The following is a 1,055-nucleotide window of genomic DNA, read 5'->3' as shown; positions in this document are numbered from 1 at the left end:
GTACGCGATCTCGACCCGCTCCTCGTGCGCCTCGGCGCCCGGTGCGCTGTGCCACTCCACGCCGGAGATGTCGAGAGCGTAGAGCTCGTTCTTCTCGCGCTCTTTGCGAGCCTGGACGTCCTCGTGCTGTGCCTCGGCCATTGCGCGACGGCCCCTTCCACCTGAGCGAACCAACCGTGGGCTCAGCGTACTCGGCAGGCCGGAAGGTACGCAGCGCAATGGAGTTGTCACCCCGGGTTCCGGTCGCGGGTCCCTCAAGCCTGAACGGATGATGGCGAAAGCGCGGAGATAAGGTGACGCGCGCATCGTGCGGAACCTGAACCACTGGGCATTTGCGGTGAGTTCACCCGCAACTTCGCACGAAGCGACGCTCCGCTTCGCCTGAAGCGACGCCCCTTCGAACCAGAAAGGCCCTGCCACGTGAGTCACGGCCCGTCCCATTCCGCCTTCACTCAGTCCGTCCTGAGCGCGGAGAGGGAGAACAAGAAGCGTCGCGCGAGGGCGCTGGCCGTTCTGCTGGCAGTGGTTCTCTGCGTGGGCAGCGGTGTCGTCTGGGCAGTGGCCGACGGCGATCAGCCGCAGTCGAAGAAGCCGGCCGTCGTGCGGCAGGCACCGGACGACATCCGGGACACGGTCGAGAAATCCCCCCGGAGTCCTGAGGCCCACCTCGCCGTCGACCACAACGAAAAAGAGTTCAAGAAGAGGTTCGGGGGCGAGGCCGTCCACGCGCCCGGCGCGTGGGCGACGGAGAAGAACTTCGTCCGGGGAGCCGGTAGCACGCTCAAGGGCTTCAAGTTCGGCACGTTCGAGGAGGACTGGTCCACCGAGCTGACCGGCCCCATATGCGACACCACCCGCCACGTCACCGCCGGCGGACGCACGGCTGTCCTGCTCCAGGAGAGGGCTGACGAGCCCAAGGGCAAGGACGAGAAGAGCAAGGACGACAAGGGCAAGAAGAAAAGCAAGAAAGACAGGAAGAGCAAGAAAGACAAAAAGGGCAAGGGTGAGAAGGGCAAGGGGAAGGAAGCCAAGGGCAAGAGCCCCAAGGCCGATGA

Annotated in this window: 2 pseudogenes; one reads left to right on the top strand and one right to left on the bottom strand. The window is 64.9% G+C overall.

What is annotated here, in order from left to right:
* Nucleotides 1–141: pseudogene (locus ACZ5CR_RS47225) on the bottom strand (DUF397 domain-containing protein); the annotation flags it as partial.
* 279 nt (nt 142–420) lie between these two features.
* Here ACZ5CR_RS47225 and ACZ5CR_RS47220 point away from each other — a divergent pair.
* A pseudogene (locus ACZ5CR_RS47220) lies at nt 421–1,055 on the top strand (hypothetical protein); the annotation flags it as partial.

Source organism: Streptomyces sp. NPDC031274, from assembly GCF_055570235.1.
Note: the sequence above shows the minus strand (reverse complement) of the source record. Positions and strands in the feature narration are given on the sequence as shown.